This window comes from Nocardia sp. NPDC055029, from assembly GCF_053608525.1.
In genome coordinates this window covers 57,452-78,355 of sequence record NZ_JBSGVQ010000032.1, presented here as the reverse complement: position 1 = coordinate 78,355, position 20,904 = coordinate 57,452, and the positions used below count along the sequence as shown (strand labels likewise).

Genomic DNA, 20,904 nt, shown 5'->3' with positions numbered 1-20,904 from the left:
CCCACCGGAAAGCCGATCGGTCAACCACTCACCGGCCACACCGACGCAGTGTCCGCGGTGGCATTCAGCCCGGACGGCACCCGACTCGCCACCGCCAGCAATGACGCCACCGTCCGGCTGTGGGACCCCGCCACCGGAAAGCCGATCGGTCAACCACTCACCGGCCACACCGACGCAGTGTCCGCGGTGGCATTCAGCCCGGACGGCACCCGACTCGCCACCGCCGGAAGTGACAAGACCGTGCGGCTGTGGGACCCCGCCACCGGCAACCAAGTCGGTGAACCACTCACCAGCAACACCAGCCCGGTGTTCACGGTGGCATTCAGCCCGGACGGAACCCGCCTCGCCACCGCCAGCAACGACGCCACGGTCCGGCTGTGGGACCCCGCTACCGGAGTGCCGGTCGGGGAACCACTCACCGGCCACACCATCGCAGTGCAGGATGTCGTGTTCAGTCCGGACGGTACCCGGCTCGCCACCGCGGGGAGCGACGAGACCGTGCGGCTGTGGGACCCCGCCACCGGCAACCAAGTCGGTGAACCACTCACCGGCCACACCAGCCTGGTGCTCGCGGTGGCATTCAGCCCGGACGGAACCCGACTGGCCTCCGCAGGCTGGGACGGCACCGTCCGTCTCTGGGACCCCGCCACCAGAGAGCAGATCGGTGAACCACTCACCAGCCATATCAGCCCAGTGACCGCAGTGGCATTCAGCCCGGACGGAACCCGGCTGGCCTCAGCCGGAGGCGACAAGACCGTGCGGTTATGGGACCCAGCCGCCGGAGAGTCGGTCGGTGGACCGCTCACCGGCCACACCAGCCCGGTGGCCACGGTGGCGTTCAGCCCGGACGGAACCCGGCTCGCCTCAGCCGGAGGCGACACAGCCGTGCGGCTGTGGGACAGCGTCTGGGATGTGGACGAGGCGTGTGATCTCGCCGCCCCCTACGTGACCCGCGCGAGACTTCAGTCCTTCATGCCATCGGGCTGGGAGTTGGCCTGCCCGTATGCCGAATGACAAGACTGCCGCGAACTTTGCAGGTTGGGCGGGAATGAAGACGCGAGATCCCTTATGCCGCATCGGTGCCCACAAGCTCACGCGGCATCTCATCGGCCGCTCGGTGTATCCAGAAAGCGCAGTGTTCACGGAAATCTCGGGAGATCACTCCGGCCGGAAACACTTCATTACCGTGCAGGAATGAACGTGACGACGCTGGCGATCACCGCGACAACCGTATCGTTCCTGACCGTTTGAGGATGACGAGCAGGTATCCACGATGATCGCCAGTGACGACAGCGGCCCCACCTCGGATGTCTCCGAGGCGGTTGTAGAACACGCCCAGGTTGTGGGGGTCGAGCGGCAGAACGACCGGGATCATCGGAGAGCGGGCCTGTACCTGCGTTCCCGGCTCCAGGTGCCACTGCCGTACGGCGCAACCATGACGTTGTCCCTCTGCGTCGAGGTAGTACCCGTCGCCGTGATCGACGTCGGAAACGAGATCATCGCCGCTCACGGTGCGGACGCTTTCGATGTACACGGTGCGGACCGTTCCATGCCCGGTCAAGAACGCCACGCCATTGAACGCCAAGTCCGCGGCGTACACGAGTACGGCCAGTCCGAACAACGCCACAGCCACACACCCCAGTGCCAGTGCCCAGTGGTCGATGATCCGAGCGCCGATCCCCCCTACCAATGTCTCATTCTGCACCTGCCGGACAGATGTTCATCGGGTTTCGGTTGTCCAACTCGTTGTTGTAGCCGACACTGCCTTCAACAGGAGGATCGGGCCTGTTCACACGCGGGTGCCGTCGCCGTTCCGCACGGTTTGCTGCTCCCCGCCGGAAAAGTCGTACACCGGCGCGATACTGCGCCGGGTCTGCACGACAGCCCGACCGTTCCCGGACCGCACCGCGTCGCGATCGCGGCCACCACACGCAGTGAAGTCATCAGCGGAATCCTGCCGGCACCACCTCGGACGGCGATTTCGTCGCATCGCGATGTTGCGGTCCCATTGTGTGCGGTTACGTCGAAGAGGACTCGGCGGAACCATCCTGCGCCGCGGGATCGGCGACCCGCGGATCGGTCCAGGTGGCCAATCGCGGACGCACTTTCACCAGCGGAGAACTCGGGCCGCCACCCTCTAGCGCGGCCGCTCTCGAAGACATCGCGCAGCGTCCAAAAAATGGCTCACAACGCCGTCGGCGCTTGCCGGTGGATCGAAGCCCGCAGGCCACCGCGTTTGGGGGGTGTAGTACGCCCCGGTCAGATTGGGGCGACCGAGTTCGACTCCCGTCGGTTGCCTGATTCGAAGCCAGGCATCGGTCAGGTCCGCATCACTGAGGTCGGCTCCGGTCAGATCGGCGAGCATCAGATTGGCTTTGTTCAAGACAGCGGAGGTGAGGTTCGCGCCTCGCATGTTCGCGCCCCTGTGGTCGCTGCTGTTGAACTCGACGCCGGTCGCGTGCGCAGAGGAGAAATCGGCCCACCGGAGGTCGCGAGCCCAGAAAGTCGCTGTCGCGAGTTCGGTCCGCCCGAATGTCGCGCATCTCAAGTCGGTCCCGTCGAAGTGAGCTTCCGGCATCTTAGCTCCGTCGAAATCGGCGCCGGCGAATGAACCCGTCAGATGCGCTTCGGCCAGGCACGTTCCAGTGAGGTCGGGCAATGCACCTGCGTCGTGATCGACGTTGCGGCGGCCGAGCACTGTGAGTGCTGCTTGAACATCGATGGCCGTCTGAGGAAGCGGACCTACGTACCTCCAGCCTCTCGGCGCACTGTCGTCTCGAACTAGTTCCGGCAAGGTGCAGTCCGGCACGTCGGCAGGCGCTTGTGTCCGGATGAATCCACTGAGGATTTCGATGATTGTCGGCTGGTCCTCGGTCGAGTCTTTCGCCAGGCGCTCCAACGAGTAGATGCCGCCGAGCCGAACGTTGATCTTCTCCGAACCGAGGTTCTCGACGGCGTTGGTGAACCGCTCCGTCACCTGGCCCTGCGCGGACAACCCGTACTGGTCGCGCGTGGACTGCAGCGATTGAGCACTGAACCACAGGGCCGCGACCGCGGTCAGGGCAGTCGCGATCGCCGCAACCTTGGTCCATCCGTCCCACCTCAGTAGGGACGACAGGATCCGGCCCATCACGGACTGTTGAGGTTGTGGTGCCGATCCAGCCCCGGAGGCCAACTGCGGTGCAGAGACAGCGGCGGATTCCGCTGGGAGCTCACCGGAGCTGCCGTTGTCAGTGCTCAATCCTGTCTCCTAACGTCCGCAGGAGCCCCAGCGAAACCACTGGTTGCAATAGCATCCCGCGCCGTACGGCGTTGTGCGCGCGTAACCGGGTACTCGACTATGACCGGCGCCGAATCAACACGCCGCGCACTTGTCGAACCCCCGCGCCAGCCACGCGGATTCGTCACACCTGCGTCGCCGTTTCCCCGACCTGACGGACAGATAACCGAGCGGCCACGTCGGACGGCGACGTCATCGCATCGTGATGCTGTGGGCCTGAGGCATGTGGTTGTGCCGCAGTTCGCGCTCGGACAGGAAATCGGCTGAACCACCCTGCACTGCGGGATCGACGGACGCGAGTGTGCATCCTCATCGAACTGGTGGCGTTCGGCAAACCTACCGCCGAACAGCGGCAACCGGGCGCGCGGGAGCAGAGCATGCAGGTGTTCTACGAGGACTGAACGGCTGCACCGAATTCCTTCCGGCGCTCCCTGTCGACGGCCTCCAAGCCCTGCTTCGAGCGGAATACGTTCGGCGCAGCAGTGATCTCATCCCTATCGGCGATCACACCCTTGTGCTCGAAAACTCCGAGGTACTCAGTCCAGGTCCCGACATCAGCTGTCAGCGATCGCAGCAACAAGCGCCGCGGGCCGCGACGCCCGAACAGGCGCCCAGTGGCGGGCAGACTTTCCAGCGTCGCATCAACCCGCTTGAAGAACCACAGGACATCGAACAACGCCTTCGTGTGGGGTTTGGCAGGGTCTGCGGAGCCATCAGGACCGAGGTCCCAGCCTTCCGGAAATTGTTCGGAGTGCCGGAAAGTCCCCATGAGGTGCCGCGCCTCCGACAGCGACCCGGACTGGAACGCGGTCAGCAACTCGTCCACGCGCCGAAACTGCGAATCTCGACGGCTCCCGATGTTGAGCCACAGAACCAGGGCTGCTATCACGACGCTCGCGACAGCTGTGAGAGTGCTCATGCCGCAACACTATTCGATAGCCGCAGCGTCGGCACTCGAAGACGAAGCGCTGTGATCGTCACGCACCGAGGCACTCCTCCCGGCCAGGCCAGATTCCTCAACCGAACAGACGTCTCGACCCGCCCCGGCTGCGGGCTGGGGCCCCGCGCACCAGGTAGGCGCTCAGCTCCCACGGAGCCCGGTGCTGGTGAATCGCCTCGACGTAGTCGTTCAACTTATGGCAGTTTCGTTCCAGCTCTCGGTCCAGTGCCTCGCCATCGGAGGCTGGGACGCGGGCCAGCCGGTCGAAGCTACACCCGCATGCATGGAGGTGACAGGACTTCGAACCCGCGACCTTCGCAGTTGCCCCGACCGTACACCGGGGCCACCGACAAAACGTGATCCAAGGCCGCTCAGGCCGGCTCGGCCGCCGCCGCAGGCTCCTGGGGTTCCGGTAGCAGCCGCCGAAGTAACAACGGACATGGGCTTGCCCCGTATCCGCCCGAATTCGGCGGTTGCCCCCCAGTGGCGGCCGGGCGGTCCAGTGGAGGTGGCGCAAGGTCATCCATAGGTACCCGGGTCTGCGAGGCGATGATCTCGTCGACCCCGGGCTTCCTCGACGCCTTCCGGCGTCGAGTTGCCGGTCCAGGTTCCGACAGCGAGGTAGGTGAGGTATCCGGCCAGACCGATCGCGGCATGGCGAATGTGGTGTAGTGCAGGGTGAATGCGGCCTGGTTGAGGGCTTTCGCGCCTGATGCGAGCCCGTAGATCAGTTTCGCGGGGACGGTGTAGATCTCACCGTCGGCGCCGATGAGCCAGTAGGCCGCAGTCGGGCTGGTTGTGAGCAGGATGTTGAGCTGGTCGAGCTCGATACTCCACTTATCGGCGCTGGCGGCGCCAACCTCCTGATAGGACTTCTTGACCTGCACGAACTCGGCGAAGGCCAGGCGCAGCCGACCGCTATCTCGATAGGCACGACGAGTCGGCGGTGGTATCGCCCAACGCATTCTGCCGACCCGATTCGAGGATCTCCCAGCGCCCAGCGTTGAAGGTCTCCTCAATATCACGGCTGTCGTTTCCGACAATGATCGAGCCATCGTGATGCAGGATCACGAATGTTCCGTTGTCTGCAGCGATCGTGGCCGAAGTACGACCTCCAGTCGAGGGTCTACATGCAGTCACCCCGAGTATCGGCAGGTCCGAGAAGCGGTCCTGCAGAAGCATCGGGCGGCCACAAGACCACACCGCATCGCCGCAAGGTCATCTCCAAGGAGGGATGCGAATCCGCTGGTAGACCACTTATGAGGACGATGTTGGGCGCGTTCGTTTGTGACCGTTTTTGTGACCGTTTTGAGGCTGACGAGCCGGTATCCAGGATGATCTCCAGTGACGGCAGCGGCCCCGCCTCGGATGTCTCCGACGCGGGGCCGCAAGCGAAAAGAGCTGCTATGAGCTACTTTTCATGCACTCGACACCACTACTTCTGCGCGGCCTTGAACTCGCGACGACGGCGGTGCAGGATCGGCTCGGTGTAGCCGTTGGGCTGCTTGGTGCCCTCGAGCACCAGCTCCTTGGCCGCCTGGAAGGCGATCGAGGCGTCGAAGTCCGGTGCCATCGGGCGGTAGGCCTTGTCACCGGCGTTCTGGCGGTCGACGACGGGGGCCATGCGCTCGAGGCTGGCGATCACGTCGGCCTCGGTGACGATGCCGTGGCGCAGCCAGTTGGCGACCAGCTGGCTTGAGATGCGCAGCGTGGCACGGTCTTCCATCAGGCCGATGTCGTTGATGTCGGGCACCTTGGAGCAGCCGACACCGTGATCGATCCAGCGGACGACGTAGCCCAGGATGCCCTGGGAGTTGTTGTCCAGCTCCTGACGCTTCTCCTCGTCGGACCAGTCGATGGACTGGGCCAGGGGGATCTCGAGGATCTGGTCGACGGTGGCACGCGGACCGCCCTTGGCGATCTCGGACTGCCGCTTGAACACATCCACCAGGTGGTAGTGGGTGGCGTGCAGGGTGGCGGCGGTCGGCGAAGGCACCCACGCGGTGTTGGCGCCTGCCTTCGGGTGCACGATCTTCTGCTCGAGCATGCCCGCCATCAGGTCGGGCATGGCCCACATGCCCTTGCCGATCTGCGCCTTGCCGGGCAGACCCTTGGCCAGGCCGGTGTCGACGTTCCAGTCCTCGTAGGAGGTGATCCAGGTCTGGGTCTTCATCTCGGCCTTGCGGACCATCGGCCCGGCCTCCATGGAGGTGTGGATCTCGTCGCCGGTGCGGTCGAGGAAGCCGGTGTTGATGAACACCACGCGGTCCTTGGCGGCCTCGATCGACGCGGCGAGGTTGACCGTGGTGCGGCGCTCCTCGTCCATGATGCCGACCTTGAGGGTGTTGCGGGTCAGGCCGAGGACGTCCTCGATCCGGCCGAACAGCTCGTTGGTGAACGCGGCCTCGTCGGGGCCGTGCATCTTCGGCTTCACGATGTAGACCGAGCCGGTGCGGGTGTTGGCGCGCGCGGCGGTGCCGTTGAGCGAGTGCACGGCGATCAGCGAGGTGATCAGGCCGTCCATGATGCCCTCGGGGACCTCGTTGCCCTGCGCGTCGATGATCGCGTCGGAGGTCATCAGGTGGCCCACGTTGCGCACGAACAGCAGCGAACGGCCGTGCAGCACCAGCTCGGAACCGTCGAGCGCGGTGAACACGCGGTCGGGGTTCATGGTGCGGGTGAAGGTCTTGCCGCCCTTGGTGACCTCTTCGGCCAGGTCGCCCTTCATCAGGCCGAGCCAGTTGCGGTAACAGACGACCTTGTCCTCGGCGTCGACCGCGGCGACCGAGTCCTCGAAGTCCATGATCGTGGTGAGCGCGGACTCGAGCACGATGTCCTTGACACCGGCGGTGTCGGTCGAGCCGATCGGCGAGTTCGCGTCGATCTGGATCTCGATGTGCAGGCCGTTGTGCTTGAGCAGCACCGAGGTCGGGGCCTCGGGGTCGCCCAGGTAGCCGACGAGCTGCGACGGGTCGGCCAGGCCGATGTCGGTGCCGTCTTCCAGGCCGATCTCGAGCTCGCCGTCGACGATCTTGTAGTACGACGAACCGATGTGCGAGCCGGTGATCAGGGTGACGGCGTCGTCGAGGAAGTTACGGCCCCACTCGATGACCTTGTCGCCGCGCACGCGGTTGTAGCCGGCGCCCTTCTCGGCGCCGTTGGCCTCGGAGATGGCGTCGGTGCCGTAGAGCGCGTCGTAGAGCGAGCCCCAGCGCGCGTTGGCGGCGTTGATCGCGAAGCGCGCGTTCATCACCGGCACCACGAGCTGCGGGCCCGCGGTGGTGGCGATCTCGGCGTCGACGTTGCCGGTGCCGATCTGGAACGGGGCGGGCTCGGGACGCAGGTAACCGATCTCGGTCAGGAACTCCTTGTAGGCGCCCTTGTCGTAGCCTGCGCCCGGGCTCTCCTGGTGCCAGGCGTCGAGCTTGCCCTGGATCTCGTCGCGTTCGGCCAGCAGTGCACGGTTGCGCGGGGCGAGGTCGTTGATGACCTGCTCGGCGCCGGCCCAGAACGCGGCGGAATCTACGCCGGTACCGGGGAGCGCCTCGTTCTCGATGAAACCGTGGAGAACGCTGGCCACCTGGAGCCCGCCGACCTGAATCCGCTCTGTCATCTACTGCCTCACTTTTGAGAAAGCCGGGTGGGAAAAGTCGATGTCATGTTACCCGTGGGTAGTGGTGACACCTCGTGTGGGTTCGAACGCCGCAGGAGCGCCGTCCATTCCGCCACGCCGAGACGCCGGGGTCAGCGCGGTGGGCGTGGCGAGCCACCCCTTGATTGTAGGCACCGGGAGAATTAATGTACTGACCGGAACATTTCTCGGCGGTCAGCGCTGGTCGCCCGGCGGAGTGGAGGCACGGTGAGCGTCGCGCAGCCCGGCGAACCCGTCGCGCCCGTGCGGCGGCGCGGCCGCCCACCCGCCGCCGATCGCGGCGCGGCGGGCACCGGTGATCGCATCCGCGCCGCCGCCCTCGATCTGTTCGCCGAACGCGGCTTCCACGCCACCGGCGTCGCCGAGATCGGCGCGAAGGCCGATGTCCAGCGCGGCGCGCTGTACTACCACATCGGGTCCAAGGAAGAGCTGCTGTGGGAGATCCTCGGCGACTACACCCGGCTGCTGCTCGACGACGCCGAACGCATCGTCGCGGCGGGCGCCGATCCGGTCGAGACCCTGCGCCTGCTGATCCGCAGTCATGTGGAGCTGATCGTCACGCACCGGCGCGCGGTGGCCGTGCACCTGCGCGACGGGGACGCGCTCACCGGGCAACGCGCCACCGAACTGCAACAGTTGCGTGACCGGCTCCAGCGTCACTGGCAGGACGTCATCGACGCGGGCTTCGCCACGGGGCAGCTGCGCACCGCCGATCACGTCGTCACCAACGGTCTGCTCGGCATGCTGAACTCGCTCGGCTTCTGGTACCGCGAGCGCGGTGCGCGCTCCCCCGCCGAGATCGCCGCGATCCTCACCGACACCGTCCTGTCCGGACTCACCGCCCCCGACGACAACACGAAAGGCTGACCATGGCTTGGGATTTCGAGACCGATCCGGAATACCAGCGCAAGCTCGACTGGGTCGCGGAGTTCGTCCGCACCGAGGTCGAGCCCCTGGATCTGCTCTACCCCAACCCCTATGACCGGACCAATCCGGAGATCCGTGCGCTGATGCGGCCGCTGCAACAGCAGGTCAAGGATCAGGGGCTGTGGGCCTGCCACCTCGGCCCCGAACTCGGTGGGCCCGGATACGGTCAGCTCAAGCTCGCCCTGCTCAACGAGGTGCTCGGCACCTCGATGTGGGCGCCGCTCGTCTTCGGTTGTCAGGCACCGGATTCCGGCAACGCGGAGATCCTGGCACACTTCGGCACCCCGGAGCAGAAGGCGAAGTACCTGCAGCCGCTGCTCGACGGCGAGATCGGATCCTGCTACGTGATGACCGAGCCCACCGGCGGCTCGGACCCGACCTCGTTCCGGACCACCGCGGTGCGCGACGGCGACGAGTGGGTCATCAACGGCGAGAAGTGGTTCAACTCCTGCGCCGAGTTCGCCACCTTTCATATCGTGATGGTGGTGACCGATCCGGCCGCCGAACCGCATCTGCGATTGTCGATGTTCATCGTCCCGGCAGATGCCCCGGGCCTCGAGTTGGTCCGCAATTTCACCGTGCCCGGATTCAGCGAACACGAAGGGCACCTGCGGTTCACCGATGTCCGGGTGCCCGCCGACCACCTGCTCGGCGCCGAAGGCGCGGGCTTCGTCGTCGCGCAGACCCGCCTCGGGGGCGGGCGCGTGCACCACGCCATGCGCACGGTCGCGTTGGTGCGCAAGGCTTTCGACATGATGTGCGAGCGCGCCGTGTCGCGCCCAGCGCGCAAGGGCGTGCTCGGCGGCTTCCAGATGACCCAGGAACGCATCGCGGACAGCTGGATCCAGATGGAGCAGTTCCGCCTGCTCGTCCTGCGCACAGCCTGGCGCATCGACCAGGCCCAGGACTACCGCGCCGTCCGCAAGGACATCGCCGCCATCAAGGTCGCCATGCCGACGGTGATGAACGACATCGCCCGCCGCGCACTACATCTGCACGGCGCACTGGGTGTCAGCACCGACCTCCCGTTCCTCGACATGACCACCTACGCCGAGGTCATGGCCATCGCCGACGGTCCCACCGAGGTCCACAAGATCACCCTCGCCAAGGAAGTCCTCAAGCAGTACGCGCCCGCGGATCCGGTCTACCCCACCGGTTTCCGCCCCACCCTCCGCGAGGAAGCCCGCGACCTCGTCGCACGCCGCCTCGAACGCGAGGTCGGCAACCTCTAGTCGAGGGCGAAGCCGCATCACCCCATCGGCGTCACCGGGTGGACGGCCAGGTCACACACCGACAGCGCTTCGGCGACCGGCACCGTGTCGGTGGTGTCGGGTGGGGTGACCCGGAGACCGGTATAGGCGGGGCACGGATTGCCCTCGGCGTCGGTGGACGTGCCTTCGACGATGGCTTCGGCACCGTGGTCCCGGGTGAGGATCACGGTGGCCGGCGCATCCTGGCTGGGTGGGAGTCCGCCCAGATAGCCGCGGGGCGTGCGGGTGGCATTGCTGGTGGTGTCGCCGACCGCGTCGACGCCGGGGTAGCCGGTGAGCGAGCACGGGCCGCTGGCGCCGACCAGCCAGAAGCGCAGGGTCAGGCCCTGGTGGCCCGCGGTGGCGGAGACCGGGCCGCCGCCGACCAGCACCTGGCCGTCGGCGCAGGCGGGGGCGGAATCCGGGAGCGGGAAGCTCGGCGGGCTCGGCGGGCCCGCGGTGACCGCCGGGGCCGATGTCACGGGCGATCCCGGAGCAGGCATGGCGGCGGGTGGGACCAGGGTGGCCGCGCCCGCGGCACTCGACTGGATCGAGGAAGCCGGTCCCGGCGCGGGCAGGGTCGGACTCGGTCTCTCCGCGGGTGCGTTCGTCCCGCCGGAATCGTTGCCACAGCCGGCGAGCAGCAGGACCGCCGCGCATGCCACGGTGGCCGGAATCAGCGCTGTCCGCATGAGCACCACTCCTCGCGATCGCCCGCGCCTGACGGGCACCTCACCCCGAAAATGTATCGCGACCTGCCCCTCGTCCGTTCCCCTCGGAACCGGAGCGTTACCGGAAATAAATCAGCCGACATCCGGCGCGGCGTATGCCACCATGAATTCCACGCCGGTCATTCGCATCGGCGTGAGACCGACGAGACACTTCGAGAGGAGGAGACGGCCGTGAAAACCACTGCGCCACTGCGACAGTCCGAAAAGACCTATCGCCGCGCCGATTCGGCCCGCATCGCGCGAAGCGCAGGCAACGATGCCATGGCCCGTCTCCGGTTCGCGCACTGACGCGGTAACCCACTCAGCTTCGACTGTCGTTCACTTCTCTCGAAACATGGTGATTCCCATGACGATCCGTCATGCCGTCGACCCGATGGCGCCCACTTCCGACACCTGGATACGCACCAGGGTGCTCGTGCTCAACGCCAGCTACGAGGCCCTCGACGAGATCACCGCCGACCGGGCCGTGACACTGCTGATCAGCGGCGCCGCGGAGACCGTCATCGAGCGCGCGCCGCGGTTCCCGATCCGGTCCCAGCACCTGGTCATCGGGCTGCCGGAGACGATCCGGCTGGTGCGTTACGTCTACCTGGGTCACGTCGCCGCGGTGGGCGAGGACAGCCGCGCCACGCTGGCCGGTGTCCTGCGCCGCGACAAGCAGCGCTGCGGCTACTGCGCCGACTGGGCGCAGACCGTCGACCACATCCGCCCGCGCAGCAGGGGCGGACCGAACACGTGGGGCAACCTGATCGCCTGCTGCGGACCCTGCAATACGAACAAGGCCGACCGCACCCCCGAAGAAGCGGGAATGCGGCTGCTGTGGGAGCCCAAGGCTCCCGACCCGCTGGCCCGCACCCAGCGCCGGATCTGGAAGGAGTACGCGCCGTGACCACCACCGACCTCGCACTGACCGAACTGCTGACTCTGTCCGATTCCGGGCAATGGCACCGCGCCGCCTGCCGGGGTGACCCGAACCACGAGGCGTGGTTTCCGTACCCGTCGCAGGACTTCGACTACGCCCGCCGGATCTGCGCAGGCTGCCCGTTGCTCGCGGGGTGCACCGAGTACGCGGCGCAGACCGGCCAGTCGGGGGTCTGGGGTGGTCGTGAATACGACCGCGGACGGGTGATCCGCGAGTGACCGGCCGGGGCCGGGTGTCCGTCGTGACGCCCGGCCCCACGCCGTGACCAGCGTCGATGTGCACCGGTATGCACCGTGCGGCCCGCCGATGCCGTGTCCTTAAACTTGCCCCGTGGGTACTCATCGCAGCGGGACCAGTTCTCGAAGTATCAGCAAGGGTCCGGTTATCGCGGCATCGGTACTCGTGCTGGTACTCGTGGCCGTGTTCGCGTGGTTCCAGCTCAGCGATCGTGCCGCGAGCACCGACGTCGCGGCAGCGGCCGAATGCGTCGAGGGACCGGCGTCGCTGGACGTCACCGTCGATCCGGCGATCGCGGGCCCGATCCGCGCCGCCGCCGACCGCTACAACGCGAGCAAGCCGCGGGTGCGTGACCATTGCGCGCGGGTGGAGGTGTCGGCCCGCCCGTCGGCCGCCCTGGTCGCGGGCCTGGCCGATACCGGGAAGTGGGATCCGGCGCTCGGCCCGAAGCCGGGACTCTGGATCGCCGATTCCAGCCGCTCGATCGAACTGGTGCGGGTGCCAGGGCTGATCGAGGGCACGCCCGCCTCCATCGCCACCAGCCCGATCGTGCTGGCCGTCCCCGACGCGCTGCGCCAAGCGCTCGAACAGCACCAGATCGCCTGGTCCGATCTGCCGCGCCTGCAGCAGGGCTCGCTCGACGAGCTCGGCCTGTCCGGCTGGGGCGGGTTGCGGATGGCACTGCCCGACGGCGACGCCACCACCGCCGCGGCCGCCTCGATCGGGGCCGCCGTGTCGGGCACCGAGCCGCTGACCGAGCAGGCCGCCGGTTCCGGCCAGGTCGTCGCCGCGATCTCCGGGCTCGCCGCGGACGCCCAGGTGCCCGCCGACCTGGTCTCGGCGATGGGTGCGATCACCGCCGACCCCACCGCCGACGAGGTGCACGCCGTGGCCGCCACCGCGCAGCAGCTCGGCACCGGCGGGCTCACCGCGTTCCGGCCTGTCGGCACCGCGCCGCTCGCGGACTATCCCGCCGCCCTGCTGTCGGGCCCGTGGGTCGACAAGACCCAGAACCTCATCGCGTCCCGGTTCATCGACTTCCTGCGCGCCCCCGAACAGGCAGGTGTCCTCGCGACCGAGGGGTTCGGCCCGGCCATCGGTTCGGCGCCGGCCAACCCGGACAAGGCGGCACTGCAGAAGGTGCAGGCCACCCTGGCCAACCCGGTCCTCGGCGTGAATGCCACCGTGCTGCTCGATGTCTCGTCGTCGATGGGCACCGCGGAGGGATCGACCACCCGGCTGGCGAACGCGGGCGCTGCCCTTGCCTCGACGCTGACGGTGATGCCGCCGGACTTCGGCCTCGGGCTGTGGACCTTCGGCAAGAACCTCGACGGCACCACCCCGTACCAGGTGCAGGTCCCCACCGACCTGCTGACCGACACCCAGCGCACCGCGGTGGGCTCGGCGGTGACCACCACCAAGGCGAGCCAGAGCACCACCGACCAGGCCTACCCCAGCCTGCTCGCCGCCTACCGCGCCGCGGTCGCCGCCTACTCCCCCGGCCGCACCAACTCGATTCTGGTGATCACCGACGGCCCCGACGACGACTCCTCGCTCACCGGGTCAGCGCTCGTCGCCGAGATCGCCGCAGCCACCAAGTCCGACAAGCCCGTCCGGATCGATGTCGTCGTGGTCGGCGGCCCGGGCACCCAGACCCTGCAGACCCTCGCACAGCAGACCGGTGGCACCTACACCCGCGTGCCGACGAGCAACGACCTCAGCTTCGGCACCGCGGTGGTCAAGGCACTCACCACTCCCTGACCCGGAACAGCCGCGCGGGCAACACTATTCGCCCACGCGGCCGCCACCGCTCTGACTACCGTGGTGTGAACCGGCGCACCGCGGGGTACCCGCAACCCACTGCGTTCGGTCCGATCCGCGGCGGGGAGACGAGTGATGGCGACGAACCACGGCGCGCGATGGCGGGCCGCGATCCGGCACTGGCACGAACGGGTGAGCCGGGCCGTCATCCTCGCCGCCCGCAAACCGAATCACTACATTCTCACCGTCAGCACGGCCGCCGCCGGGATCTTCAGCTCGCTGGAGCTGTCGGATCCGGTCAAGAAGGGCATCGACGCGCTGCCCGTCGTGACCAACAGCGACTGGCTCGGTTTCATACTGTTCACCGTCGTGATCGCCGCGGGACTGCGGCTGTTGTCGGTGACGGTCGGCAGACTGGCCGGCCGCGAACCGATCGACGTGCTGGCCGGGCTCATCGACGAGAGCGGTCTGCTCCCCGACCTCACCTCACACTATGGGAGACGCATGACCGGCGACACCGATGTGACCCCGCAGCTCGACTACCGGGTGCGCCATCTCGACGATCGTGACCTGGACACGCTGTGCCAGATCAATCGCGAGGTCTTCGCCCGATCCGGTTTCGCGACGCCACTCGACCTGATCCGGCAGCGCAATCTCAGTGTGCACCAGGTCAATCCGCTGGCGTACAGCCTGATCGAGGCCCAGGTCGACGGCAGTTTCGTGCCGGTCGGATTCTCCTGCATCCTGCCGCTGAACCGGCTCGGCGAGGCAGCCTATTGCCGCACCGGCGGACTCACCGACGCCCAGGTGCGCGGCATCCACGTGACCCGGCCCGGCGAGTGGTCCGACGCGGTGGTGTTGTTCTCGGTCGGTCTGCTGCGCGGGTTCCGCGGCAGGCTCGGCGCCAGCCCGCTGACCATCTCGCAGATCTTCATCGACCATCTCGCCGAAGTCCTGCTCGACGTCCACGCCGCGGACCCGGCCCGGCCGACGACACGGGTGTACGCGCAGACCGAGCACACGGGCACCGGCGTCGCACGGCTGCTGGCCGCGTTCGGGTTCGCCGACACCGGTGTGGTGACCGGCGACGGTTATCCGCTGCAGCTGCTCGAGGTGCCGTTGGGCTCCATCGATCCGGCCGCGGTGCCGACCGCGCCGGGGTTGCGCACGCTGCTCGAACGACTGCGTCAGCAGAGTCCGTCAGGGTGAGACCTCCACCAGCGCACCGGATTCCATCGCGACCCATAGGTGGCCTGCGGCGTCGACGGTGAGGCCGTGTGGTTCGGCGCCGGGGAGTGCGAGGTGGTCGATCACGCCGTCGGTGGTGATCCGGCCGAGCCTGCCCGCCGCCCACTCGGTGAACCACAGCGCACCGTCGGGGCCCGCGACGATCGCGTGCGGGCGCGCGGCGGGGTCGGGCAGGGTGAATTCGGTGATCGTGCCGTCGATGTCGATGCGCCCGATGGCACCGGCGCCGATCTCGGTGAACCACACCGCGCCGTCCGGGCCCGCGGTGATGCCGACCGGCGCGGCGGCCGGGGTCGGCACCGGGTATACCGTGAGGGCAAGGTCGCGATCCACCCGGCCGATCGCGTTGCCCTGGTTCACCGTAAACCACAGGGCGCCATCGGATCCCGTGGTGATCATCGACGGCATACCTTCGACGTCGACGCGGCCGATCGTACCGTCGGCGGCGAGCTGCCCCACGCGTCCGGACTGCAGCTCGGTGAACCAGAGTGCGCCGTCGGGTCCGAGACACGCACCGTAGGGACCGTCCAGCTCGATGCTGGTCACGTCGCCCTCGGTCGTGATGCGGCCGAGCCTGCCACCCTGAAACTCGGTGAACCACAACGCATCGCCGGGGCCGGTCACGATGACGGTGGGTTGCCCGTCGGAGGGGTCGAGGGCGAATGTCCGCACCACACCGTCGGCGCAGCGGCCGATCATGCCCTGTGCGACCAGGGTGAACCACAGCGCGCCATCCGGCCCGACAGTCACCCCGTAGGGCGCGCCCGGCACCTCGATCACCTGCACGATGTCAGCCAAAGTCCTGAATTCCCTTCTGTATTCCCCGGAATCGGCGGCGCAGCGCACGGTCGTGCGACACCACGACCACCGCGCCCCGGTAATCGTGCAGCGCCTGTTCCACCTCGTCGACCAGCGTCAGCGACAGGTGGTTGGTCGGTTCGTCGAGCAGCAGCAGATCATGGTCACCGGCGAGCACCCGGGCCAGCGACAATCTGCGCCGCTGCCCCTCCGACAAGGTGCCGATCGGGCGATCCAGCAGCTCGGGCGCGAACAATCCGGTCGCGACGAGCGCGGCCCGGCCGAAACCGTATGTCTCGGTGACGCTTCGGTCCGGATCGAAGCGGTCCTCCTGGCGCAGGTAACCGACCCGGCCGGGCGCCGACGCGTGGATCGCGTCGAGCAGCGTCGACTTTCCCGCCCCGTTCGGGCCGTGGATCAGCAGCCTGCCCCGCGGTCCCAGGGTCACCGGCCCGATGACGAACTCGGTGTGCGAGCCCACGGCGGCGAATCGTCCACGGAAGCGCAGGGGTTCGGGCGGAGACGGCACCGGGTCCGCGCGCAGGCGGCGCAGGCGTTCTGTGGTCTGCCGGACCCGCGAGGCGACCGAGCTCTGCACCCGGCCCGCATTGCGGTCGTAGGCCATCTTGTTGTTGTCCGACATCGCGCGACCGTGCGCCACCTGCTGGGCGGTGGTCGTCGCGAATTCCTCGAGTCGCCCGATCTCGCTGCGCCACTGCGCGTATTCCTGTTCCCAGCGCACGCGAGCGGCGGCCTTCTCGGCCAGGTATCCGGTGTAGCCGCCGCCGAAGCGGGTCAGGCCGCCGTCGGCCACCTCGATGATCGCCGTCACCACCCGGTCGAGGAAGATCCGGTCGTGGGAAACCAGCACGACGGTGCCGTGGTGGGTCCGCAGCCGGTTCTCCAGCCAGGTGAGCGCGTTCTCGTCGAGATGGTTGGTCGGTTCGTCGAGCAGCAGGACCTCCGGCGACGCCGCGAGCAGGCAGGCAAGTCCGAGCCTGGCGCGCTCCCCGCCGGACAGGCTGTCGAGTGACCGGTCGTGGTCGATCCCGGCCAGGCCGAGGCCGTGCAGCGACGCGTCGACCCTGGCGTCGGCGGTGTAGCCGTCGCGTGCCTCGAACCGGGTGAGCAGTTCGCCGTAGCGGTCCATGTCCTGGGCTTCGGCGGCGGCGTGCATGCCGCGTTCCAGGTCCCGCAGCTCCGCGAGCGCCAGCTCGATCGCGGCGCCGACGGTGTCACCGGCGAGGGTTTGCGCGAGGTGGCCGAGGCCGCCGTCGGCGCCGACGATCACCGATCCGGTGTCCGCGCGGTCGAGTCCGGCCAGCACCCGCAGCAGCGTCGACTTCCCGGACCCGTTCTCGCCGACGATGCCGACCCGCTCGCCGGGCCGGATCGTCGCCGTCACGGTGTCGAGCACGGGCCGGTCCGCGTAGGACTTCGACACTCCGCGCAGACTCAGTTGAGTGGTCAAACAGCACTCCAATCGCTACTTGTGTAGCTTTAACCATACAAACCTGATTCAACTAACGCAACAGGAGTTGTTTTTGGAACCGCAACGACGACCCGGCGGACGCAGTGCCCGGGTCCGGGAGGCCGTGCTCGACGCGACGACGGCCGAACTCGCCGAGCACGGCTACCAGGGCCTGAGCATGGAATCCGTCGCCCAGCGGGCCGGAGTGCACAAGACCACCGTCTACCGGCGCTGGCGCGGTCCCGAGGGGCTGGTCGCCGACGCGCTCGACCGCGCGGCGGGACAGCCATGGCCGATTCCGGACACCGGCCGCCTCGCCGACGACCTGCGCGGGCTCACCGAACTGCTGCGGACCGGGTTCACCGATCCCGAATCCGGTCCGATCGCAGCGGCTTTCGTCACGGCGGGCATGCAGCACCCGGACGCGGCGGCAGCGCTCCGAACCTTCTACGCGGCGCGGCATGCCGAGGCGGCGGTGATCGTCGAACGGGCAATCGCGCGCGGGGAACTCGCTCCCGGCGTCGACGGAACGGACATCATCCGGCTCGCGGTGGCACCCCTGTTCCACCGGCTGTTCATCACCCATGAGCCGGTCACCGCCGAACACGCCCGCCGAGCCGCCGATGCCGCGGTCACGCTCGCCGAATCAGCGTGGGCCGCAGAATCTTCGGCTCCGTAAACGACAGCGAGCCCCGCCGATGCGTTCGGCAGGGCTCGCTGTCGGATGACTGTCAGTCTTCGTAGGCGTCCAGCGGCGGGCAGGAGCAGACCAGGTTGCGGTCACCGAACGCACCGTCGATGCGGCGCACCGGCGGCCACACCTTCGGGCGGGTGTGGCCGATGCCCCGCGGGTAGACCGCGACCTCACGGCTGTAGGGGTGGTCCCACTCGCCGACCAGGCTCGCCGCGGTGTGCGGCGCGCCGCGCAGCGGGTTGTCGGTCACCGGCCACACGCCTGCGCCGACCTGGTCGATCTCACCGCGGATGGCGATCATCGCGGCGATGAACTCGTCGAGCTCCTCGAGGTTCTCGCTCTCGGTGGGCTCAACCATCAGCGTGCCCGCGACCGGGAAGCTCATGGTCGGCGCGTGGAAACCGTAGTCGGCCAAGCGCTTTGCCACATCGTCGACGGTGACACCGGTCTGCTTGGTGATCTCGCGCAGGTCGAGGATGCACTCGTGGGCGACCATGCCGTTCTCGCCGGTGTAGAGCACCGGGAAGTAGGCGTCGAGGCGGCGGGCGATGTAGTTCGCCGAGGCGATCGCGGTCAGCGTCGCCTCGCGCAGGCCCTCGGCGCCCATCATCCGGATGTAGGCCCAGGTGATCGGCAGGATCGACGCCGAACCGTAGTTGGCCGCCGACACCGCGTGCGAACCGGCTTCGAGCGGGTCACCGGGCAGGTACTGGGCGAGGTGCGAGCGCACCGCCACCGGGCCGACGCCGGGACCGCCGCCGCCGTGCGGGATGCAGAAGGTCTTGTGCAGGTTCAGGTGGCTGACATCGCCGCCGAACCGGCCGGGCCGGGCGAGCCCGACCAGGGCGTTGAGGTTCGCGCCGTCGACGTACACCTGGCCGCCCGCGTCGTGCACGAGCGCGCACAGCTCGGCGACCTCGTGCTCGTAGACACCGTGGGTGGACGGGTAGGTGATCATGATGCAGGCCAGCCGGTCGGCGTGGTCGGCGATCTTGGCGCGCAGGTCGTCCAGATCGACATCGCCGTTGTCCCGGCACTTCACGACCTCGACACGCATGCCGACCATGGCCGCCGAGGCCGCGTTGGTGCCGTGCGCGCTCGACGGGATCAGGCAGGTGTCGCGGTGGTCGTCGCCGCGATCGAGGTGGTAGCGCCGGATCGCCAGCAGGCCGGCGTACTCGCCCTGGCTACCGGCGTTGGGCTGCAGGCTCACCGCGTCGTAGCCGGTGATCTCGGCCAGCCACTGCTCGAGGTCGCCGATGAGCTTCAGGATGCCGGGCACGTCCTCGGTGGGCGCGAACGGGTGCAGCCGGGCGAAACCGGGCCACGTGATGGCCTCCATCTCCGCGGTCGCGTTGAGCTTCATGGTGCAGGAACCGAGCGGAATCATGCTGCGGTCCAACGCGATGTCCTTGTCCGACAGCGAACGCAGGTAACGCAGCATGGCGGTCTCGGTGTGGTGGCGGGTGAACGCCGGATGCGTCAGGTAGTCCGAGGTGCGGGTCTCGATCGCGGCGGGCTGGGCGCTCGTGGCGTCGGGAGTCCGTGCGGTGCCGAAGGATTCGACGACCGCGGCGACATGCGTGGCGGTGGTCGCCTCGTCGCAGGCGATCGCGACGTGATCGGCGTCGACCAGGCGCAGGTTGATGCCCTGCGACTTCGCCTTGGCGACAACGGCTTCCGCGCCGCCGGGCACATACGCCAGCACGGTGTCGAAGAAGTTGTCGTGCACCAGCGCGGCGCCGATCCCGGACGCGACGGCCGCGGCGTGCCCGTGTACCCGGCGCGCGATGGCGCGCAGCCCGTTGGCACCGTGGTAGCTGGCGTACATGGCGGCGACGATGGCCAGCAGCACCTGCGCGGTACAGATGTTGGAGGTCGCCTTCTCGCGGCGGATGTGCTGCTCCCGCGTCTGCAGGGCGAGGCGGTAGGCCGGGGCGCCGTCGGCGTCGACGGACACGCCGACCAGGCGACCGGGCAGCTGCCGGGCGAACGCGGTGCGCACGGCGAGGTAGCCGGCGTGCGGGCCGCCGAAGCCCATCGGCACGCCGAAGCGCTGCGTGGTGCCGAAGCACACGTCGGCGCCCTGCTCACCGGGCGGCGTGATCAGCGTCAGCGCCAGCAGGTCGGCGCCGGCGGCGACGAGCGCGCCCCGCTCGTGGGCGGCCGCGAACAGCGCGGTGTAGTCGACGATCCGGCCGGAGGCGCCGGGAGTCTGCGCGATCACGCCGAAGAACTCGCCCTCGGGCAGTTCGCCGGAGGACAGATCGCACTCGACGATCTCGATGCCGAGCGGCTCGGCCCTGGTGCCGATGATGGTCTTGGTCTGCGGGAAAAGATCGGCGTCGAGGACGAGCCGGTTCGACTTGGACTTGCCCGCGCGGCGCAGCAGCGTCATCGCCTCGGCGGCCGCGGTGGCCTCGTCGAGCATGGAGGCGTTGGCGACGTCCATGCCGGTCAGATCCGAGACCATGGTCTGGAAGTTGAGCAGCGCCTCGAGCCTGCCCTGGCTGATCTCGGGCTGGTACGGGGTGTAGGCGGTGTACCAGGCCGGGTTCTCCAGCAGGTTGCGCACCAGCACCGGCGGGGTGAGCGTGTCGTAGTAGCCGAGGCCGATCATCGAGGTGGCGACGGTGTTGGAGTGCGCCAGCGAGGCCAGTTCGGCGAGCACCTCGTGCTCGGTGCCTGGCGCGGGCAGCGCGCCGAGGCCGGACTCGTCGAGGATCGTCGCGGGCAGTGCCGTGGTCGCGAGCGCGTCGATCGAGTCGACGCCGACGATCTCGAGGATCCGGGCGAGTTCGTCGGAATCGGGTCCGATGTGGCGGTCGGCGAACGAACGGGTCACGGCAGCTCCAAGGTCGGGCGGGTCGACCGTATGGTCGACGGGTACCAGCCCTCCCCCTCTGTCGTGGCGCCTGAGAGATTCGGTGACCCGACGGCGAACAGCCGTGTCCCTTTCCCCGTGGGCGGGCAGCCTGAAGCCACCGCTTTCC

Annotated in this window: 19 protein-coding genes; 9 read left to right on the top strand and 10 right to left on the bottom strand. The window is 68.2% G+C overall.

The features are described 5' to 3' along the window. On the top strand, nt 1–1,014 hold a 1,014-nt coding region (locus tag ACWF9G_RS24865; RefSeq protein ID WP_452518221.1), incomplete at its 5' end, for a WD40 repeat domain-containing protein. Then, nucleotides 1,004–1,198 (top strand): hypothetical protein, encoded by a 195-nt coding sequence (locus ACWF9G_RS24860; RefSeq protein WP_452518220.1) that lies wholly within the window; start codon nt 1,004–1,006, stop codon nt 1,196–1,198. The genes ACWF9G_RS24865 and ACWF9G_RS24860, both read left to right, overlap by 11 nt. 18 nt (nt 1,199–1,216) lie before the next feature. Here ACWF9G_RS24860 and ACWF9G_RS24855 read toward each other — a convergent pair whose 3' ends face one another. From ACWF9G_RS24855 to ACWF9G_RS24835, 5 genes are all read right to left on the bottom strand, one after another. Then, nucleotides 1,217–1,705: a hypothetical protein gene (locus tag ACWF9G_RS24855; RefSeq protein WP_452518219.1), complete on the bottom strand. Its 489-nt coding sequence runs from the start codon at nt 1,703–1,705 to the stop codon at nt 1,217–1,219. Between the two features lie 432 nt (nt 1,706–2,137). Beyond that, complete coding sequence (locus ACWF9G_RS24850; RefSeq protein ID WP_452518217.1) at nt 2,138–3,241, bottom strand: pentapeptide repeat-containing protein; 1,104 nt, start codon at nt 3,239–3,241, stop codon at nt 2,138–2,140. A 427-nt stretch (nt 3,242–3,668) separates the two neighbouring features. Beyond that, on the bottom strand, nt 3,669–4,199 hold the full coding sequence (locus ACWF9G_RS24845; protein ID WP_452518215.1) for a hypothetical protein: 531 nt from the start codon (nt 4,197–4,199) through the stop codon (nt 3,669–3,671). 392 nt (nt 4,200–4,591) lie between these two features. After that, on the bottom strand, nt 4,592–5,185 hold the full coding sequence (locus ACWF9G_RS24840; RefSeq protein WP_378826403.1) for a hypothetical protein: 594 nt from the start codon (nt 5,183–5,185) through the stop codon (nt 4,592–4,594). A 470-nt stretch (nt 5,186–5,655) separates the two neighbouring features. Beyond that, on the bottom strand, nt 5,656–7,833 hold the full coding sequence (locus ACWF9G_RS24835; RefSeq protein ID WP_452518214.1) for a malate synthase G: 2,178 nt from the start codon (nt 7,831–7,833) through the stop codon (nt 5,656–5,658). A gap of 246 nt (nt 7,834–8,079) precedes the next feature. On the opposite strand from ACWF9G_RS24835, the gene ACWF9G_RS24830 reads away from it, so the two are divergent. Both ACWF9G_RS24830 and ACWF9G_RS24825 read left to right on the top strand, forming a co-directional pair. Continuing rightward, nucleotides 8,080–8,739: a TetR/AcrR family transcriptional regulator gene (locus tag ACWF9G_RS24830; protein WP_452518213.1), complete on the top strand. Its 660-nt coding sequence runs from the start codon at nt 8,080–8,082 to the stop codon at nt 8,737–8,739. A gap of 2 nt (nt 8,740–8,741) precedes the next feature. Next, nucleotides 8,742–10,031: an acyl-CoA dehydrogenase family protein gene (locus ACWF9G_RS24825; protein ID WP_379310817.1), complete on the top strand. Its 1,290-nt coding sequence runs from the start codon at nt 8,742–8,744 to the stop codon at nt 10,029–10,031. A gap of 17 nt (nt 10,032–10,048) precedes the next feature. Here the strand turns inward: ACWF9G_RS24825 and ACWF9G_RS24820 are convergent, their stop codons facing one another. Together ACWF9G_RS24820 and ACWF9G_RS24815 are read right to left on the bottom strand one after the other, a co-directional pair. Next, complete coding sequence (locus ACWF9G_RS24820; protein ID WP_452518212.1) at nt 10,049–10,741, bottom strand: DUF4232 domain-containing protein; 693 nt, start codon at nt 10,739–10,741, stop codon at nt 10,049–10,051. Between the two features lie 111 nt (nt 10,742–10,852). Then, nucleotides 10,853–11,065, bottom strand: a complete 213-nt coding sequence (locus ACWF9G_RS24815) for a hypothetical protein (RefSeq protein WP_452518211.1) — start codon at nt 11,063–11,065, stop codon at nt 10,853–10,855. A 61-nt stretch (nt 11,066–11,126) separates the two neighbouring features. Between ACWF9G_RS24815 and ACWF9G_RS24810 the strand changes: the two genes are divergently transcribed. From ACWF9G_RS24810 to ACWF9G_RS24795, 4 genes are all read left to right on the top strand, one after another. After that, nucleotides 11,127–11,669 carry an HNH endonuclease gene (locus tag ACWF9G_RS24810; RefSeq protein ID WP_379310820.1) on the top strand — a complete coding sequence of 181 codons (543 nt, stop codon included), beginning with the start codon at nt 11,127–11,129 and terminating at the stop codon, nt 11,667–11,669. Beyond that, complete coding sequence (locus ACWF9G_RS24805; protein ID WP_189034276.1) at nt 11,666–11,920, top strand: WhiB family transcriptional regulator; 255 nt, start codon at nt 11,666–11,668, stop codon at nt 11,918–11,920. Before ACWF9G_RS24810 ends, ACWF9G_RS24805 begins: the two co-directional genes overlap by 4 nt. Nucleotides 11,921–12,032: 112 nt before the next feature. Beyond that, nucleotides 12,033–13,700, top strand: a complete 1,668-nt coding sequence (locus ACWF9G_RS24800; RefSeq protein WP_452518209.1) for a VWA domain-containing protein — start codon at nt 12,033–12,035, stop codon at nt 13,698–13,700. A 135-nt stretch (nt 13,701–13,835) separates the two neighbouring features. After that, nucleotides 13,836–14,909, top strand: coding sequence for a hypothetical protein (locus ACWF9G_RS24795; protein ID WP_452518208.1), 1,074 nt, complete (start codon nt 13,836–13,838; stop codon nt 14,907–14,909). Here ACWF9G_RS24795 and ACWF9G_RS24790 read toward each other — a convergent pair. Both ACWF9G_RS24790 and ACWF9G_RS24785 read right to left on the bottom strand, forming a co-directional pair. Beyond that, nucleotides 14,901–15,746: a Vgb family protein gene (locus ACWF9G_RS24790; RefSeq protein WP_452518206.1), complete on the bottom strand. Its 846-nt coding sequence runs from the start codon at nt 15,744–15,746 to the stop codon at nt 14,901–14,903. The genes ACWF9G_RS24795 and ACWF9G_RS24790 overlap by 9 nt on opposite strands. Then, a complete protein-coding gene (locus tag ACWF9G_RS24785; RefSeq protein WP_452518205.1) occupies nt 15,739–17,217 on the bottom strand; it encodes an ABC-F family ATP-binding cassette domain-containing protein in 1,479 nt (492 codons plus the stop codon). Before ACWF9G_RS24785 ends, ACWF9G_RS24790 begins: the two co-directional genes overlap by 8 nt. Before the next feature lie 73 nt (nt 17,218–17,290). Here ACWF9G_RS24785 and ACWF9G_RS24780 point away from each other — a divergent pair, with 73 nt between their 5' ends. Beyond that, nucleotides 17,291–17,896 (top strand): TetR/AcrR family transcriptional regulator, encoded by a 606-nt coding sequence (locus ACWF9G_RS24780; protein ID WP_452518204.1) that lies wholly within the window; start codon nt 17,291–17,293, stop codon nt 17,894–17,896. Nucleotides 17,897–17,948: 52 nt separating this feature from the next. On the opposite strand, the gene gcvP is transcribed toward ACWF9G_RS24780, so the two are convergent. Beyond that, on the bottom strand, nt 17,949–20,756 hold the full coding sequence (gcvP, locus tag ACWF9G_RS24775; RefSeq protein WP_452518203.1) for an aminomethyl-transferring glycine dehydrogenase: 2,808 nt from the start codon (nt 20,754–20,756) through the stop codon (nt 17,949–17,951). Nucleotides 20,757–20,904: the final 148 nt, after the last annotated feature.